Below are 15,283 nucleotides of genomic sequence, written 5' to 3' on the forward strand. Positions count from 1 at the left end.
GTTCCAAGTGACCAGGGGGCAGACCTCGAAAGTGCGGATGCACCTGCCGTTGCCGGGCCAGAAAACCGGCTGCTCCCGATCAGAGCTGCTGTGAATGCGAACGCTGCTATGACAGACGGCTCTGCCGGCGCCGCCATAACGGTAAGTGGCACAGCCACAACCATCCCCATGATTGAAATCGGCGGGAGGGATCATTGAGAGCCATTTCCCTTGCCATTCTGCTGCTGTGCATGCCGTTGTCTGTGACTTTCGCGCAGTCGTCGGGAGCTGGCACTACCGTCGTACAGCAGGAGGTGGAAGCCCTCTTCGATCCCTCCCTTGATCTTCTGCAGGTCAAACTGAGGGTCGACGCCATGGTCGACCCCTCCGTGAATAGGGTCGCCGTGAAATCCATGATCGAGCAGATGGCTGCCGACATCGCCACCATGGCGGGCAAGGACGCGGACAGCGCCTCGAAGCTGACAGCGTTGAAACGGTATCTCTACGAAAGCGGCTCCTGGAATGGCAACAAACCGTTCCAGTATGATCTTGACGACCCGCTTGGCGAAAAGCCGGCCAACCGGCTGCTGCAACGCTATCTGACCACGCGGCGCGGCAACTGCATCACCATGCCCATGCTCTTCCTGGCGCTCGGTCAGCGCCTCGGGTTGACAATGACCCTCGCCGAGGCGCCACTGCATGTCTTCGTCAAATACATCGACGATGATGGCAAGGTCTGGAACCTGGAAGCCACCAGCGGCGGAGGTTTCACCCGCGACGCCTGGTACCGGCAGAAGCTACCGATGTCCGACCAAGCGGTTGCGAACGGCGTCTATCTTCGTCCTCTCTCTCACGAGGAAGCAACAGCACTGATCGCCTCCCTCATAGTAGAGCACCAAGTTGCCAAAGGGGAGTTCGAAAGGGCGATTGCGGTTTCCGACGTGCTGCTGCGGCATTATCCGAACTTCGCCTACCTCCTGGTGAAGAAAGGCAGTGCCTATAACGGCTTGCTGCGGCGGGAATTGGCCGGGAAATATGCGCGGATGGAAGACATCCCAACCGATTTGAAGGCGAAGGCCGATCAGTGGTACGGGCAGAATATGGAATCATTCGCAAAAGCGGAAGCCTTGGGGTGGCGACCGCAAGACGGTCAGGTTCAGTAGTCAATAGCCGACGAACGCAAGTGGGGCTTGTACATGAAATTCCTTTCTCGTGGCCTTTTTGCCCGATTTTTAAGTCTGCTGCTCATTTGCACTATCATATCCACCTCTTTCGGGTCGGTGGCAAACGCACGGTTTATTTCACCCGATACCATGAACCCAACGACTCCAGGTGTCGGAACAAATCGTTACGCTTATTCACTGAATGATCCGATCAACAAAAGCGATCCAAATGGCCATGTTGCCGGACAAGCTGACTATACCGAGAGCGGCGCTACCTGGGGCGGTTTCCTTGGGGGTCTGCTAGGCGGATTGTTCGGTGGTCTCTTTGGCGGGGGCCTTGGAACCGTCGGTGGTCCAGCAGGTACAGTCGCCGGCGGTGCCGGCGGAGCATCTTACGGAGTTGCCCAAGGTGCGTTAGCAGGTGCAGCTATTGGCGGCGTCATTGGTCTCGGCGTCGATATGATGGAAGACCACCAAGCATCAAAGAAAGGGGGCGACAAATCTGGCACTGGTGGTGCAGCGGCAGGTGGCGCTTCACCAGAGGACCCGAATTCAAAAGATAAATCAAAAAATGATGGACCGGATGACAAGAAGCTGCCTGCGGAGCAACAGAGAGCAATTCGATCACTTGAAAAAAGAATTGAGGAACATCAGCAAAAAATCACCGACTTTAAGGCCAATCCTACAGTAAGGCCAGGTATGGAAAACCAACCTCAATCCGTAATTGAAAAGCAGTGGGAATCCCGGATTAACCATCTGGAGAAAGAAATACGCACATTCCAAAATAACATTGATAAAATTCGCAGAGGAGGCCCAGATGTTGGCATGTGATAAGCTCGTCATAAAAAAAAGTGGCTCGGTCACCTCTCAACCAATTGGCTGCATATCTGTCATTGTAATCGCAGATATGATTAGCAATGAAGACGTGGATTTCGTCATAGCCAAATCCGCGCGTGAAAATTGTTCGTTTATAATGATATGGCCAGAAATAGAAACGGACTTGGAAGAAATTATAGATGGGAAACTTGAATCAGATAATATGATTCAAGTTGCTACAACTATGCATTTAAACGAGTCCGTTAGCGACGTTGCTAATTTTGTAAAATATGCAACGCTTGTAGATCAAGACAGCTTCTATTGTCTTATTTTCAGCCAGAAAGATTCCCCGAGAGCAAGAAAATTAATCGAGGAAATCTCTAGTACTTAACTTCTCTCGCGACTTCCTCGTTTCGGGTCAGGCCTTCTACCGAGCAGCCTGTAGCGCTGCTCGGTGGTGAACCGTCAGGGGATGTTTTCTCTTGCTCCTGCCATTCCTGATGGACTCGCACTCCCGTTCCCGAGGCCGGGAAGCTGCGCTTTCTCATAGTGCATCAAGCCTCATCCTCGGGAGCAGGATACACCCGACGAAGCGATGCGAATTTGGGAACGACCGCGCGCCGGAGCCGATCGCACTCCGCCGGCGCGAGCGGTGGTCCGAGCCACATGCCTGAGTTGTATTGTTCGTGGGTCTAATCTGGCCATCAATCATCACCGAAGCTGCAATGATTGAAAATTGTGGACAGGGCCCTAGACGCAATCCGGAGCCATGGTACCGGCCGCTGCGTCCTATAGGATCAGGCCTGCGACTGGGCGGGCTTATTAATGAAACTTCACAAGCAGCTTTATCTTTTGAGCGCGGTGCTCCTATCCGCCTGCAGCACCGCCGATTCCATCGAGGATGTCTTCGCCGTAAAGCTGAACGAGCTGGACGCCAGGGGAAAACCACTCCCCATGTCGCATCGCTCATCCCAAGGCTTCACGACGCGTTCCGCGGATGGATCGGTTTTCGCCGGCGCCACGCAATATGGGACTGGAAGTTTCCTGGGTGCGCAGCCCGCCATCAGCACGGGAAAGACATCCAAGGGCGCCGAGGGTTACAGCCTCAATCTCGTTGATGCTCCCATCAACTCGGCGGCAAAGAGCGTTCTTGGCGACACGCTGGGAGCCAACTATGTCGTCGATCCACGCGTGGGCGGCAAGGTGACCCTGCAGACCGCGGCGCCGGTGTCGAAAGAGGTGCTTCTCGATATCTTCGAAGCCGCTTTGACCGTCAATGGCGCCGTCATCACCAAACAGAACGGCAGCTACCAGATCGTACCCGCGTCGGAAGCGTTTTCGTCGACGCCCGAGATCGCCACGGCCACCTCCTCGCTCAGCGGGCCGGGGGTTAAGGTACAGGCGATCGAGCTCAAGTATGTCGCCGCCGCGGAGATGAAGAGCATTCTGGAACCTATCAGTCGGCGGGGCTCCATCCTCAGGGTCGATGATCATCGAAACATTATCGTGCTCGCCGGCACGAGCAACGATCTTTCCGCGATGCGAAACGCGATCAGCATTTTCGATGTCGACTGGATGAGGGGAATGTCGGTCGTGCTGCATCCCCTGAGGGCATCGCAGTCCGCGGCCGTCGCCAAGGAACTGGGTTCAATCTTCGCGACCGAAAGTGGGCCGGGCAGCAACATCATCCGTTTCATTCCCAACGAGCGACTGAACGCCGTCCTGGTGATCACCTCGCGCCCCGCCTACCTTCAGCGCGCCGCCGCATGGATCTCGAAACTCGACCGGCTCGCGGCCACCAACGAGGAGCGTCTCTTCGTCTACAATATTCAGAACAGGCCGGCCAAGGAGCTCGCTCAGGTCCTGCAGTCCGTCCTCAAGGGGCGCGAAGCTCAAGAGAGTAGCCAGGGCCTCGTCGACAACCCCATAGCCCCCGACCTCCAGCCGGCAACCATCAGCAGTGCCTTCAACCCCGCCCAGGCCGAACCCGCTTCCTCCGATCCATCCGGACTGCTTTCGAGTTCGACTGGCCAACCTGGGAAACCGAAGACATCCGTGGTCGCGGACGTCGAGAACAATGCGCTCCTCATCTCCACGACGGCGCGGGAATATGAACGGATTGAGCCCCTCCTGCGACAGCTCGATGTCGTGCCGACGCAGGTGATGCTGGAGGCGGTGATAGCGGAAGTCACTCTGAACGACGAATTGCGATTTGGCCTCCGCTGGTTCTTCGAGAACGGGAATTTTCGCGTCGGCTTCTCTGATCTCGCGTCCGGCGGCACAGGCGCAAGTTTTCCGGCGCTCGCCTGGAGCTATGCAACCAACGACATGCGTGTGACATTGAACGCCCTTTCCAGCATCACGGACGTGAACGTCGTCTCCGCGCCCACGCTGATGGCGCTCAACAATCAAAAGGCCATCCTGCAGATCGGCGATCAGGTTCCCATCGTGACGCGGCAATCGCAGAGCACCAACGACAGCGATGCGTCCGTCATCAATTCGGTGGAAATGAAGGACACCGGGATCATCCTGACGGTCATCCCGCGCATCAACACCTCCGGCAAGGTCATGCTCGACATTCAACAGGAGGTGAGCGATGTCGTCAGGACAACCTCGTCAGGCATCGACTCTCCCACCATTCAGCAGCGGAAGGTTTCGACGCGGGTGGTCGTCAATGACAATGAAAGTCTGGCGCTCGGCGGCCTGATCCAGCAGAGGAACGATCTGGTCCGCAGCCAGGTGCCGATCCTGGGCGACATTCCACTGCTCGGAAACGCCTTCAAGCACAAGACGGATCAAATCAGGAAGACCGAATTGATCATCTTCATCAGGCCGCGCATCGTTCGCGACGTCAACGAGGCAAGAAGCGTGACGGAAGAATTCAGACAGCAGCTTGATTTCAGCTCCGACATTAAAAAACGCCGAGGCGGATCGAGCAAGCTGGAGCAGGACATGAAGCGCCTGAGTTACTGATGGCCGCCACGATGCTCTTCTTCACGGCCCTATTGCTGATCTGCTTTTGCCTCATCTGCTACTCGGATTTCCGGTGGTTCATCATTCCCAATTCGGTGAATCTGGCCGTATTACTTGCCGGGCTGCTGTACAGGGCTCAGCAAGGTCTCGGTGAGGTCGTTCCAGCTATTGCCTTCGGCTTGGTGATCGCGGCGTCGATGTGGGCCATCCGGTATGTTCATTTCAGGCTGACGGGTCGCCTGGGGCTGGGGCTCGGGGACGTCAAGTTGGCGGGTGCTGCGGCGGTCTGGTTCAGCCCCTTCATGTTCCCGATCTTTCTCTTCCTGGCGTCGGCTCTTGCCCTGGTTTTCGTGGCGGGGTCGAGCCTCAGGCAACGGTCCTCGTTCGTGGGCAAGCTCCCTTTCGGACCGTTCTTGGCCGCATCCCTTATCGTCACATGGAATATCGAACGCCTTTTCGGACCTTTGATTGGACCAGCGCTATGACCTCTTTCGAACAACGCTTCATTCCAAAAGTGCGCGGTCAGGCCGCCGTCGAAGGTTTTACCCTCGTCGAGTTGCTGGTCGTTCTGGCGATCATCGGCCTGATCGCGGCTCTCGCAACACCCCAGGTGCTGCGGTATCTGGACTCGGCGAAAGTCGATACGACCAAAGCCCAGATCAAGAATTTCGAAGGAGCCTTGGAGCTCTACTATATCGATACCGGTCGTTATCCGAGCACCGAAGAGGGTCTTGCGGTCCTTGCCTCTCGCCCTTCAAGCGGCGGGGCCTGGAATGGGCCGTATATAAAAAATGCCGGCACCTTCGTCGATGCCTGGAATACTCCCTACCAATACCGCAGCCCTGCAGATGATAAGCCCTTCCAAATCCTGTCGTTCGGCCGCGATCGAAAAATGGGCGGCTCCGGGCAGGACGCCGATCTCCTCAGCAACTGATCATCAGTCGGCGCGGATAAGAGCGGTCCGCTCGATTGCAATTTCCTGACCGGATCGCATCGCGAGGAGGTTGATCTTAATCGCGGTCGGCAGGTCTTCGCGGTCAGACCAGCTGTCCAACCATCGCGGCGACGTCGTATCGGTCATTTCCGAAAGATACTGAAACCTCACAGACTGCAAACCGGCAATGATGGTAAATTCCTCCCATTGCCTGTCCGAAGCCGTCCGCCGCGGCCCATTCCTCTGGACAAGTTCGATGCCGCTCTCTTTTTTGCGCGCGAGGATTTCGATATCCCGCAGCGACGTCCTCGAACTGCCGACCTGCACAATAGACACGAGCCGCAGACTGGAAGTATCTCCCGCAAGGGCGATCTTGCGATCGGGATCGTTTCCGATGAGCGCGAGCCGGCGTGCGTTCGAGAATATCTTGTGAAGATACGCCCCCGCGGCCGCGAGCTCCATGTCGCCCTCGCTCACTTCCGAGATCCTTTGCATCGGTCCTAGCTGCACGACGGCAACGGCCAAAAGGCTGGAAAGAAGCGCGGTGACGCAGAGCGCGACCAGCATTTCCACAATCGTGAACCCGTCGTCGGAAAGAGACGCGCGTTGGCCCGAGGCGGCCTTCTGTTCATTCGTCCCTTTCATTCAAGGCCGGCATCAAAAAAGAGAAACTTGTGCTCTCTGCCCGAAGAGGATGTGATAACGATCACGGAAAAGCCCGCTGGTTTTTCGTTAGCCTGCTGTGATCCCGTCGATACCCTTCGAGCTTTCCAATGCAGCACGCCGCTTTTTCCCTCCTCCATCTGTTGGCCGGGGAGCAAATGGGATAGGGTCTCAGCACGCAAGGCCTCCGCAAAGCGAGCAGCATCCCTCCGTTCGTCGGCAATCGAAATGCTTTTTGTCGCCAACGCAATGGTTTGCGCCGAGACCGCGAGCGCGCCAGACAAGATCAGGAACGCGATCAACATCTCCAGCAGAGTAAAGCCGTCACTCTCGTCAACGAATGTCATTTGCCGCCACCTTTGACAGGGCCGGAATGCCAGTCAGCCAGTTGATGGACAAGACCACCGCTGGCGATCCGGAAGCGGCGAAGCGCAGGATTCCACCTGTCGCGCTGCCGTCGGGATAAAACGTGATGCTGCCTTGCTTAAGCGTTGTCTTCTCATCGCGGCCAAAGGTAGCCGAAAAGGAAATAGCGGGCGGAATTTGGATACCCTCATCTTTTGCATCGGATCGGATAAATTTCGCTTCAGCATCCATGATCAGGCTTCTTGGTCTCCCCGCTTTCAATGCAGCCAAACGCGTCAGTTGCGCCTCATGAAGGACCTGCCGCGCGATGCTCGCCGGTGTGGGTTTTGTCAGGCTTCGAAACGATGGAACGGCAATCGAAAAGAGAAGCCCCAGCACGGCCAATACGACCAGCATTTCCATAAGGCTGAACCCTGCATTGCTTCCGGCCAGAGTTTCTCGGTTGAACCACATTACTGGACACTCAACTCGTTGATGCCGAGCAATGCGGTCATCACGGAGACGACCAGACCTCCTACGAGGAAACCCATGAATATGGTGATCGCAGGCGTCAGCATCGCCAACAGTCGGTCGATAAGCCGCTGCGCATCGGCGCGCAGAACCCCTGATGCATTGTCCAAAACAGCTGAAAGCCTGTTCACCTCGTCACCAATCGCCACGACGGACACGACTCCGCGAGGAAAGAGACCGCTCGCTGTAAAGGCGTCCGGCAATCTCTTCCCGGAGATCACGACCTCCCGCATCGATAACAGCCTTTCTCTGAACGAGCTTGCCGGGCAGGCGTGTGCCGCAAGTGTCAGAGCTTCCGGGAGAGGGACGGCGTTTTCCAGCATGAGCGACAAGCTCTGCAGATACCGGGCAAGCGCCGACTGACCAAGTGCCTTGCCGAGAAGGGGAAACCGCAGCAGGGCAGCGCCAAAGGATTTTTTTAACGAGGCGGGCCTGAGGACAGCAGCCACGGCGATAAGCAGTGAAACAGCGAAGACAAGGATGAGGACAAGCGGGTCGGTAAGCACCTTCCTCAAATGGGAGAGCACGGCCACAATCAAAGGGGCGTCGCGGCCGGAACTTTCGAAGATAGGTTCGAGTGTCGGAACCAGCACGAAAGTGACGACGCCAACGGCGAAGAACATCATCACCAACAGGAACAACGGGTAGACGCAAGCGTCGATGAGTTGTTTGCGCTGCGCATCGCGTCGCTCAAGGTCCGCCGCGATGACCTTCATGACATAGGCTAGGCGCGCGCTTCGCTCGCCGCTCGCGATCAAGGCCGCAACGTCCTCCGGCAGTCCCTTCATGACGGACAGAGCTGCGGAAGAAGTGACGCCGGACGAAAGCCGGTCAAGGATATCGCCGATGAGCTGCTTATCGGCGCTGCGCTCCGTGGCTTCACGCATGGCCCGCAAAGCCTGATCTATGCCGAGACCGGCATTCATCAGGACGGATAGGTCAGCGAAGAAACGAGTCTGATTGAAAGGCCGCGACGGCGATAACGTCAAAACGCGCTGTGCTCTGGCCGCCCCTGCTTCAAGAAGGTTCAAATCCGCGACCGAGAGACCGCTCGCCTTCAACTTCCGGCGGGCATCCGCCATGTCGAGCGCGTCGATCCGGCCCTTTTGTTGCCTCCCTTCCCCATTGAATGCCCTGTAGGAGAAGCTCTGCATCAGCGATCCTCCAATTCCACCACTCGCACGGCCTCGGCCAGAGTGGTGACACCTTCCGCCGCAAGGCGATAGACGTGATCCCGCATGGGAACCATGCCCTCTTCCCTGGCGATGGCCTCCATCGCCTCATGACTTTCCCCGCCGACGACCGCCCTGCGGATACGATCCGACATCTGCAGGATTTCGAAGGTTGTCTGCCTTCCTCTAAAGCCGGATCCCGAACAAACCGGGCATCCCGCCTTGTCATCCCGATCCCGGCATTCCTCGCAGCACCGCCGCACAAGCCGCTGCCCAATCACCCCCCGCATCGTCGCATCGATGAGAAAAGGTTCTATCCCCATGTCGCGCAACCGGCTGAACGAACCGATGGCGCTGTTCGTATGAAGGGTCGAAAGAACCAGATGACCGGTGAGTGCCGCCTGAATGGCGATTTCCGCTGTCTCACGATCCCGCACCTCGCCGACCAGAATGACGTCCGGATCCTGGCGGAGGACGGATCGCAAGGCCGATGCGAAGGTCAGTCCAATAGCGGGATCGATCTGTAGCTGCGTGATGCCTGTCATCCGGTATTCGACCGGATCCTCGACGGTGAAGATCTTGACTTCCGGCCGGTTGAGTTCCGCCAGAATGGAATAGAGCGTGGTCGTCTTGCCCGAACCCGTCGGGCCGGTGACCAGAACCATGCCGTTCGGTCTGCGGATGATCTGCCGGATTTTTTCAGCCGAAGCCGGATCGTAACCCAAGGCACCGAGTTCGAGGCGAACTGTTTCCCGATCGAGGATACGCAGCACGACGGCCTCTCCGTGTATCGTAGGAACGACAGACAGGCGAAAGTCGATCTCCTGTCCACGCACTGCAAGCCGAAGGCGCCCGTCCTGCGGCAGGCGTCGCTCCGCGATGTTGAGGCGTGCCAGGATTTTCAAACGACTGATGACGCCGGCATGGAGGCCATGCGAGGCATTCTCGACGCTGGTCAGCATGCCGTCGCGACGGAAGCGGACACGCATCGAGTCCGTTTCCGGCTCGATATGGATATCGGTGGCCTTTTCGTCGACCGCCTTCTGGATGATCCTCGAAACGAATTTGACCACCGGAGCATCACGCGCGATATCCTGCAGCCGCTCAAGGTCGAGATCGGCCACGGCTTCAAGCTCGACGGCGACGTCGGTGCGCTCCGCACTTTGCCGAACACTCCGCATGTATTCGTCGATCGCGCTTCGTGGCGCGATCTCGAGGCGCAGCGGCAATTCGAAAAAGTAGCGAACGGCTCTGATCGTATCGAGATCGAAGGGATTGGCGACGGTCAGCAAGAGATCGCCATTTTCGATCGCCCGCGGCACAAGCGCCTTGTCCGATGCGAAATCCAGGCCGAGCCGTTCGACAAGCTCGTGGTTTTCCGTCTCTCGCAAGGTCGCAACTGTGGAGACTTGGAGGAAGCGGGCCATCTCCGTGGCGATTGCCGTTTCCGGCAGGATGCCAAGTTCGCGAATGATGACATCGACCGGCTGTGCGGTCTGCCGTTCGACTGATTTGGCACGTTGCGCAGCCTCGGGTGAAATCCGCCCGGACTGTTCCAGAAAAGTCAGAAACTCCTGCGGCGATGTCGAATGCAAGGTCACGTCAACACCTCTGCCATCAGGCGGATGACATCCTGATCGAGAACCGCTTCACAACCTCTCGCCTGCTTAGGTCGTTCCGGTTTGACATCGAGCTCGATCGAGGCAATCCGCCGGCTCGGAGACATCCTGTTTCCTGTAAGAAATATGGCTGCATCTCCTCCCCAGGAATCTCCGTCGAAAAGAACCGTTTCGATCGTGTAATTCTGAGAAGGACCCGAACTCTCATTTGGTTTTTGCAGGATGGCCCGACCGGAATGGACGGAGAAGGTGCGGCCCAGCTTGGTCAAAGAAAACCCACGAAGGGCATCGAAATCGTGAAGTTCGGAAATGTCTTCGAAAGGGGCATGTTTCAGCCCCGCATTCACCCCGGCCGCTTCTCCGTCATCAATCATGCGGAGCGACCGAAACCGCATGACCTTGTTCGCAATGTTTTCCGCCTCTTGTCCGGTGAGTCCGATTTCTTCGAAACCCGCCCGCAACAGGGGCTCTTCGGCCGTATTCAGATTGATGAGGCGGGCATGCGGCACGATCGAGATCGTGATGACAGCGTCTCCGATCATGCAATGGAGCGATAGAAACTCTCCCTCTTCGGCGCGCAGTTTCCAGTGGGAATCATGGCCAAGACGCCAGGCCACATAGCCGTCGATCGCTTCGGCGGCGTATCCTAGCCGCGTTTGGTCGTATTCATAGGAAGACGTTAAGGCTTTTACGCGCGAGGATGCGGCAAACGGCATGAGGAACATCGCGAAGAGCAGCATGAAACCGAGCACAGCCAAGAGAGCAAAGCCGCCCTCTCCCCTGCTCTCATCTGCTTCAATTGGCGGCTTCACCGATCTCCGCCTTTCTTTCGTAAAGGGAAAAAGCCGCATTTTCGGAGCCGGAGCTCAGCTCCATGCTGTCTGCCGTAATGGAGACAATCGTCCAGCCAGCTATGTTTGCCCCCTCAGCGAACCAGTCGGCATTGTTTTCCGCGGTTGCGATCAACGCCGAGAATTTGCCATTCACTGCTCTCGTTCCTTGAAATCTGATGGATGGCGGAGAAAGCGTCGGCTCCGGCGAAGGTTGCTCCATCGCGACTTCTGCAGGTATCTCGACAGGTGACGCGGGAACGAAATCACGACGCGTGGGGCTGAAGACGGGACGCGCAAGCGTCTCGGGAAGCTCAATATCGTCAAAAAGCGGCGGTTGATCGCTGCCGGCCGACTTTACCGTCGAAGCGCCTGTTGAGGTCGAAACTGCCAATGGGGAAATATCGATGACCGTCCCGGAGATGAAGACATTGAGACCGACGAGGCAAAGAAAGGCCGCGACCATCGTCAGCAGCGCCTTCCATCGTCCGTCCAGCGATCTCAGCATCTCACGGCCGTCCGTTTTCGGGCCAGACGATCGCCGGATTGATCGCGCCATAGATCATGATCTGCCCGGCAAGCTGAAGCGGCTCCGACAGCGTGTCTTGCGACATCATGTTCGTGCTATGGATCGACGCCTGGCGGATGACCAGCGGCGGTTCGGACGTTTCCAGCTGGCGGATGACGTCGTGAAAGGCCTGCAAGCTGCCCTCGACATCGGCGCGCACGCCGACATAGGTCGCGCCGTCGATCTGGACCTGCGGCGTGCCGCTGATCGACGCGATCGTGGCACCCGTCGCACTCGCCACAACGTTGATCCGCTCCTGGAGATTGGCCTGAATGACGGGCAGGCTCTCGCCTTCGATGAAGAGGCCAGTGCCTCCAGTATCCACGCTTGAGGGTTGAACATCCGAAGGCTTACGAGCGACAATCTCGTTCAGCCGGAAGATCTCCGCGCGCATGTCCTCGATGTTGCCGGCCTTTGTGGAAAGAACCGAGGCGAGATAGCTGATCGTCACTACGATGATCGCGATGACGAAGGCAACCAGGCCAAGCGCCACCGAGCGCTGCACGGCGCGCGGCGCGTTCATCAGAGTGATCAGCAGCTCCGTCATGCCACACCCACACGCAGCCGGATTTCGAAGCGTTCGCCGGATTGACCAGGAATACGCAGGACGGGAGAAATGAAGCTCGGCTCGGAGAAGAGATCGGACCCGTCAAGCGTCGCGATCAAGCTGGCGGCGGATTGCGCGGCAAAGCCGGTGATCGTCATCGTATCTCCGTCGATCGTCACATCCGTGAGCCAGGCATCGTCCGGAAGGACCCGCGTCAGCTCCTCCCAGACACGCACGACCGGCACGGCTTGGCTCTTGCCCTTCCGCGCCGCCTCGACGGCTGCGATGCTTCTCTGCTGCCGGTCGAGAAGTTTTCGGACCTGCAAGGCTTCAGAACGTTTGGCCTCAATCGCTTCTGCAAGCTCCTGTTCCGCCGCCGAATATTTGAAGAAAGCATGCGCGTAGGTCGCGCCGCCTGTGACGAGCAGGATTGCGAATGCGGCGAGCAAGCCGTTTCGCCACTGGCGTATATGATGGAAGACGGGATGGAGGTTTTCGAGCGCGCGCGAGGGGAGCCAGTAGATTTCGTCCCCGTCGCGGATACCTAAGCGTCGAACTTTGGTCCCCGGGGGTCTGGGTTGGGTAAGGAGGGGCTCGATTGTAGTTTTTTTTATCACGTAGAAATAAGAGCCGGCACCTGTGGCAAACCGGGGAAAGATATATACATCCTGGACTGCAAAAGGCGTTTTCTCTTTGAGCATAGCAGAAGTCACAGCCAGTGACCTCGAATAAGGTAGTTGACGGCCTGCTGAAGGCAGTTTCAAAAACGGTCCTTCCAGGACAACACTTTCGTCCCGGAAAAATTTAAGCGGCCTTGGAAAACCCAGTTGCTCAGCATCTATCGGCGGAGTTCCTATCTCACTTCCGTCGCGCAGTCCGAGAGGCGTGCTCGCGTTTCTATTCGCTCCGTCCGACAACGATTTAATAAAGCCCGCAAGTTCCTTGCTCCACCAATCCAAGAAATCTCTCATTTTGGACCTGCCGATCGAGTCGTCGGGGTGACGCATTCTTGCTTGTTTAGTCGCGACGAGGATCCTCGTCCACTATAATGACGGCTCTACATATCTCTATAGAGATGCTGAATTGGCTTGATTTCAATCTCCAGGAAAACACCTCGCCCTTTCGTCCACAATCTCGTGACGTTTCAGGGCATCATCGACATCAACCATCGATTCGGGCGATGCGCAAAATAGTCACGCAATCTATCCTCAACGTGCTCGGCGCTCCAGACCGCCGCCGGTTCCATTTTACGCGCCTCGACGGGAGAAGGCTGCCTGCCTTCTTGTTGTCCTCTATCTATGTAGGAGGTCAACTTCCCACTGATCTTGTCCTGCGTGAAGAAGACAATGTGGTCATGAACAAGATCAGGATTATAGGTTCCAATTTTTATCCAACGTCCCGATTTTACAGCAGAATCCATCACGCAACAGCGAAAAGCAAAAGCAAGCTTGATAGTTTCGACGAGTGGCACGTCTTCTTGAAATAGATGGTCAAAAAAGCCATATAGCGGCTTTTTCAACGCGACTGCGTACGCCCAATTTTGATTATCAATTTTTATTTTATATGCGTCCCCGCGTGTAATGCGTTGCATTTCAATCTCCGACTCTCGTATCGTGAGCGCAACGAACACACCAATCCCGGAGGATTTCGTAGCTCTGACATATGATCGACTCATTCAAGCGATTCAATTTCTACACTAGGGAAGGAAGCTCGACTGCTCCTATCTTCAACAAAAGAGAATTCCTATATTGGGCTTACCGTCGAGCATGCCTGCCCTCTCAGCCATCGCCGCCGCTTTGCTAACAGCGAATTCTCTTATCGAAATTGATGGAAGTTCCGTATTACAATCTAATGAGTGCGTGATATTTGACCGACGCTTATATCGCCGCACTTGAAAGTGTCTTTGCCGACATTCACCAACAATACCGCATCCTCGTCCCATTCACCGAATTCTAGCCCATGAGGATCCTTAAGCGATCCACGTAGTCTCAATATATCGGCTAATGCGTTTCTCGCGGATAACCGGTGCGGATCACTGACATCACATAGAACCTTCACTAAATAGCAGCCCAGATCACGATCGTCATAAGCCTCGAAATACTCTTTCATAAGATGTATAGCAGTCATCCTTCGCGTACCACCTTCGTCAGGTGAACTCATGACTAGCTTGCGTAACAATGGACGATATTGGACAATTAGCCCCATGTATCTGCATAATGCCTTTAATGCAGCCTCAGCATAAATGTTATTCTCACCACCCCAAATAAATCCTTCCACGAGCTTAGCGTCTTCCTTGTTGCCAAGAAGTCCGACAACATGAAGAGCGGTATATATATCTCCGGAGCGCGTGCGAAGTATGTTCCTGGCGAACTCGATTTCTTCAGGACTAACGGCACCTGCAGCTACCCCTTTGGCACGATCCCCAATGCTACGGATATCGTGTTTCATGGATGATCCCTATCAGACTTTGAAGAAGAACCTGAGGATGATGAGCTATCATCGCCTCGTGTAGAACTTTTATCGTGCGTTGTTTGCGTTGTCTCCCCATTTAGTGCTTTTTTTGCGTCGTCTATTGATTTGCTCGCTTTGCTTAGGGCCTGCTCGATTGTTTCTTTAGCTGCAGGGTTTAGGCTTGGACTACCCAGAGCCGTCTGGAGGTTCTTTGCTGCAGTAATTTGCCCCACCATTGCCTCTCTTACCTCAGTGATATGATCGTAAGGGGCGCCATTTGGCTTGGTGGCAACCACCTTACCTTCCAACTCAGCACGCACCGCTTCATAATGCTTCTCATTGAGGGTGTTGGTTATTCGATTTTCGATTCCTTGAACTACGTCCCGTTGGGTAGAAGTAAGCGGATCTGCATCGGTCAAAGCGTCCAGTATAGCTAAACCGATTGCCAATCCGAGCATGGAGCCGGGTTTATCTAGGCTCAAAGCATCCGGTTTTATGGGATCGAAAATTTGGTCATTTACATCGATTTTGCCGTCACCATCCGGATCTAGTGGATCAAGTGGCGGACCACCATTGTGGCCGATACTCTGATGCCCATTCGGATCGGACTTATTGATCGGATCGTTCTGGGCATAGGCGTATCTGTTTGTTCCGACGCCTTCTAATGTCGGGTCCCAGTCGTCCGGCGAGAT

Annotated in this window: 18 protein-coding genes; 6 read left to right on the top strand and 12 right to left on the bottom strand. The window is 56.1% G+C overall.

Annotation, left to right across the window (positions count from 1 at the left end):
- The first annotated feature begins 194 nt into the window (after nt 1-194).
- The 6 genes from ACMGE0_RS32840 to gspG all read left to right on the top strand — a co-directional run bounded on the left by ACMGE0_RS32840 (nt 195) and on the right by gspG (nt 5,865).
- Nucleotides 195-1,142, top strand: coding sequence for a transglutaminase family protein (locus ACMGE0_RS32840; RefSeq protein ID WP_436820056.1), 948 nt, complete (start codon nt 195-197; stop codon nt 1,140-1,142).
- 27 nt (nt 1,143-1,169) lie between these two features.
- A complete protein-coding gene (locus ACMGE0_RS32845) occupies nt 1,170-1,973 on the top strand; it encodes an RHS repeat-associated core domain-containing protein (RefSeq protein ID WP_436820057.1) in 804 nt (267 codons plus the stop codon).
- Nucleotides 1,960-2,349 carry a DUF7684 family protein gene (locus ACMGE0_RS32850; protein WP_436820058.1) on the top strand — a complete coding sequence of 130 codons (390 nt, stop codon included), beginning with the start codon at nt 1,960-1,962 and terminating at the stop codon, nt 2,347-2,349. The genes ACMGE0_RS32845 and ACMGE0_RS32850 overlap by 14 nt, the downstream gene beginning before the upstream one ends.
- A 434-nt stretch (nt 2,350-2,783) precedes the next feature.
- Nucleotides 2,784-4,931 (top strand): type II secretion system secretin GspD, encoded by a 2,148-nt coding sequence (gene gspD, locus ACMGE0_RS32855; RefSeq protein ID WP_436820059.1) that lies wholly within the window; start codon nt 2,784-2,786, stop codon nt 4,929-4,931.
- Entirely contained in the window at nt 4,931-5,416 is a 486-nt protein-coding gene (locus ACMGE0_RS32860; RefSeq protein ID WP_436820060.1) for a prepilin peptidase, read from the top strand. The genes gspD and ACMGE0_RS32860 overlap by 1 nt, the downstream gene beginning before the upstream one ends.
- Nucleotides 5,413-5,865, top strand: coding sequence for a type II secretion system major pseudopilin GspG (gene gspG / locus ACMGE0_RS32865; protein ID WP_436820061.1), 453 nt, complete (start codon nt 5,413-5,415; stop codon nt 5,863-5,865). The genes ACMGE0_RS32860 and gspG overlap by 4 nt, the downstream gene beginning before the upstream one ends.
- A gap of 3 nt (nt 5,866-5,868) precedes the next feature.
- Here the strand turns inward: gspG and ACMGE0_RS32870 are convergent, their stop codons facing one another.
- From ACMGE0_RS32870 to ACMGE0_RS32925, 12 genes are all read right to left on the bottom strand, one after another.
- Nucleotides 5,869-6,510, bottom strand: a complete 642-nt coding sequence (locus ACMGE0_RS32870; protein WP_436820062.1) for a hypothetical protein — start codon at nt 6,508-6,510, stop codon at nt 5,869-5,871.
- Nucleotides 6,507-6,875 (bottom strand): type IV pilus modification PilV family protein, encoded by a 369-nt coding sequence (locus ACMGE0_RS32875; protein ID WP_436820063.1) that lies wholly within the window; start codon nt 6,873-6,875, stop codon nt 6,507-6,509. Before ACMGE0_RS32875 ends, ACMGE0_RS32870 begins: the two co-directional genes overlap by 4 nt.
- Nucleotides 6,862-7,347: a prepilin-type N-terminal cleavage/methylation domain-containing protein gene (locus ACMGE0_RS32880; RefSeq protein ID WP_436820064.1), complete on the bottom strand. Its 486-nt coding sequence runs from the start codon at nt 7,345-7,347 to the stop codon at nt 6,862-6,864. Before ACMGE0_RS32880 ends, ACMGE0_RS32875 begins: the two co-directional genes overlap by 14 nt.
- On the bottom strand, nt 7,347-8,558 hold the full coding sequence (locus ACMGE0_RS32885; RefSeq protein ID WP_436820065.1) for a type II secretion system F family protein: 1,212 nt from the start codon (nt 8,556-8,558) through the stop codon (nt 7,347-7,349). Before ACMGE0_RS32885 ends, ACMGE0_RS32880 begins: the two co-directional genes overlap by 1 nt.
- Nucleotides 8,558-10,177, bottom strand: a complete 1,620-nt coding sequence (locus tag ACMGE0_RS32890) for a GspE/PulE family protein (protein ID WP_436820066.1) — start codon at nt 10,175-10,177, stop codon at nt 8,558-8,560. The genes ACMGE0_RS32885 and ACMGE0_RS32890 overlap by 1 nt, the downstream gene beginning before the upstream one ends.
- Nucleotides 10,174-11,007, bottom strand: coding sequence for a hypothetical protein (locus tag ACMGE0_RS32895; protein ID WP_436820067.1), 834 nt, complete (start codon nt 11,005-11,007; stop codon nt 10,174-10,176). Before ACMGE0_RS32895 ends, ACMGE0_RS32890 begins: the two co-directional genes overlap by 4 nt.
- Nucleotides 10,991-11,533, bottom strand: a complete 543-nt coding sequence (locus tag ACMGE0_RS32900) for a hypothetical protein (protein ID WP_436820068.1) — start codon at nt 11,531-11,533, stop codon at nt 10,991-10,993. Before ACMGE0_RS32900 ends, ACMGE0_RS32895 begins: the two co-directional genes overlap by 17 nt.
- 1 nt (nt 11,534) lies before the next feature.
- Entirely contained in the window at nt 11,535-12,140 is a 606-nt protein-coding gene (gspM, locus tag ACMGE0_RS32905) for a type II secretion system protein GspM (protein ID WP_436820069.1), read from the bottom strand.
- Nucleotides 12,137-13,111 (bottom strand): PilN domain-containing protein, encoded by a 975-nt coding sequence (locus tag ACMGE0_RS32910; RefSeq protein WP_436820070.1) that lies wholly within the window; start codon nt 13,109-13,111, stop codon nt 12,137-12,139. Before ACMGE0_RS32910 ends, gspM begins: the two co-directional genes overlap by 4 nt.
- Before the next feature lie 173 nt (nt 13,112-13,284).
- Nucleotides 13,285-13,731, bottom strand: coding sequence for an Imm26 family immunity protein (locus tag ACMGE0_RS32915; RefSeq protein ID WP_436820071.1), 447 nt, complete (start codon nt 13,729-13,731; stop codon nt 13,285-13,287).
- A gap of 257 nt (nt 13,732-13,988) precedes the next feature.
- Nucleotides 13,989-14,588: a hypothetical protein gene (locus ACMGE0_RS32920; RefSeq protein ID WP_436820072.1), complete on the bottom strand. Its 600-nt coding sequence runs from the start codon at nt 14,586-14,588 to the stop codon at nt 13,989-13,991.
- Nucleotides 14,585-15,283 (bottom strand): polymorphic toxin type 28 domain-containing protein (locus ACMGE0_RS32925; RefSeq protein ID WP_436820073.1); only part of this gene is annotated, 699 nt, incomplete at its 5' end. The genes ACMGE0_RS32925 and ACMGE0_RS32920, both read right to left, overlap by 4 nt.

This window comes from Neorhizobium descurainiae, assembly GCF_051400715.1.
In the GTDB taxonomy this organism is placed as follows: Bacteria; Pseudomonadota; Alphaproteobacteria; order Rhizobiales; family Rhizobiaceae; genus Neorhizobium.

Excerpts from the sequence above, each read along its gene's own strand:
- ACMGE0_RS32900 (WP_436820068.1), bottom strand. The coding sequence starts at position 11,533 with ATGCTGAGATCGCTGGACGGACGATGGAAGGCGCTGCTGACGATGGTC.
- ACMGE0_RS32885 (WP_436820065.1), bottom strand. The coding sequence starts at position 8,558 with ATGCAGAGCTTCTCCTACAGGGCATTCAATGGGGAAGGGAGGCAACAA.
- ACMGE0_RS32860 (WP_436820060.1), top strand. The coding sequence starts at position 4,931 with ATGGCCGCCACGATGCTCTTCTTCACGGCCCTATTGCTGATCTGCTTT.
- ACMGE0_RS32870 (WP_436820062.1), bottom strand. The coding sequence starts at position 6,510 with ATGAAAGGGACGAATGAACAGAAGGCCGCCTCGGGCCAACGCGCGTCT.
- gspM (WP_436820069.1), bottom strand. The coding sequence starts at position 12,140 with ATGACGGAGCTGCTGATCACTCTGATGAACGCGCCGCGCGCCGTGCAG.
- ACMGE0_RS32880 (WP_436820064.1), bottom strand. The coding sequence starts at position 7,347 with ATGTGGTTCAACCGAGAAACTCTGGCCGGAAGCAATGCAGGGTTCAGC.
- ACMGE0_RS32850 (WP_436820058.1), top strand. The coding sequence starts at position 1,960 with ATGTTGGCATGTGATAAGCTCGTCATAAAAAAAAGTGGCTCGGTCACC.
- ACMGE0_RS32875 (WP_436820063.1), bottom strand. The coding sequence starts at position 6,875 with ATGACATTCGTTGACGAGAGTGACGGCTTTACTCTGCTGGAGATGTTG.
- gspG (WP_436820061.1), top strand. The coding sequence starts at position 5,413 with ATGACCTCTTTCGAACAACGCTTCATTCCAAAAGTGCGCGGTCAGGCC.
- ACMGE0_RS32920 (WP_436820072.1), bottom strand. The coding sequence starts at position 14,588 with ATGAAACACGATATCCGTAGCATTGGGGATCGTGCCAAAGGGGTAGCT.
- ACMGE0_RS32910 (WP_436820070.1), bottom strand. The coding sequence starts at position 13,111 with ATGAGAGATTTCTTGGATTGGTGGAGCAAGGAACTTGCGGGCTTTATT.
- ACMGE0_RS32915 (WP_436820071.1), bottom strand. The coding sequence starts at position 13,731 with ATGCAACGCATTACACGCGGGGACGCATATAAAATAAAAATTGATAAT.
- gspD (WP_436820059.1), top strand. The coding sequence starts at position 2,784 with ATGAAACTTCACAAGCAGCTTTATCTTTTGAGCGCGGTGCTCCTATCC.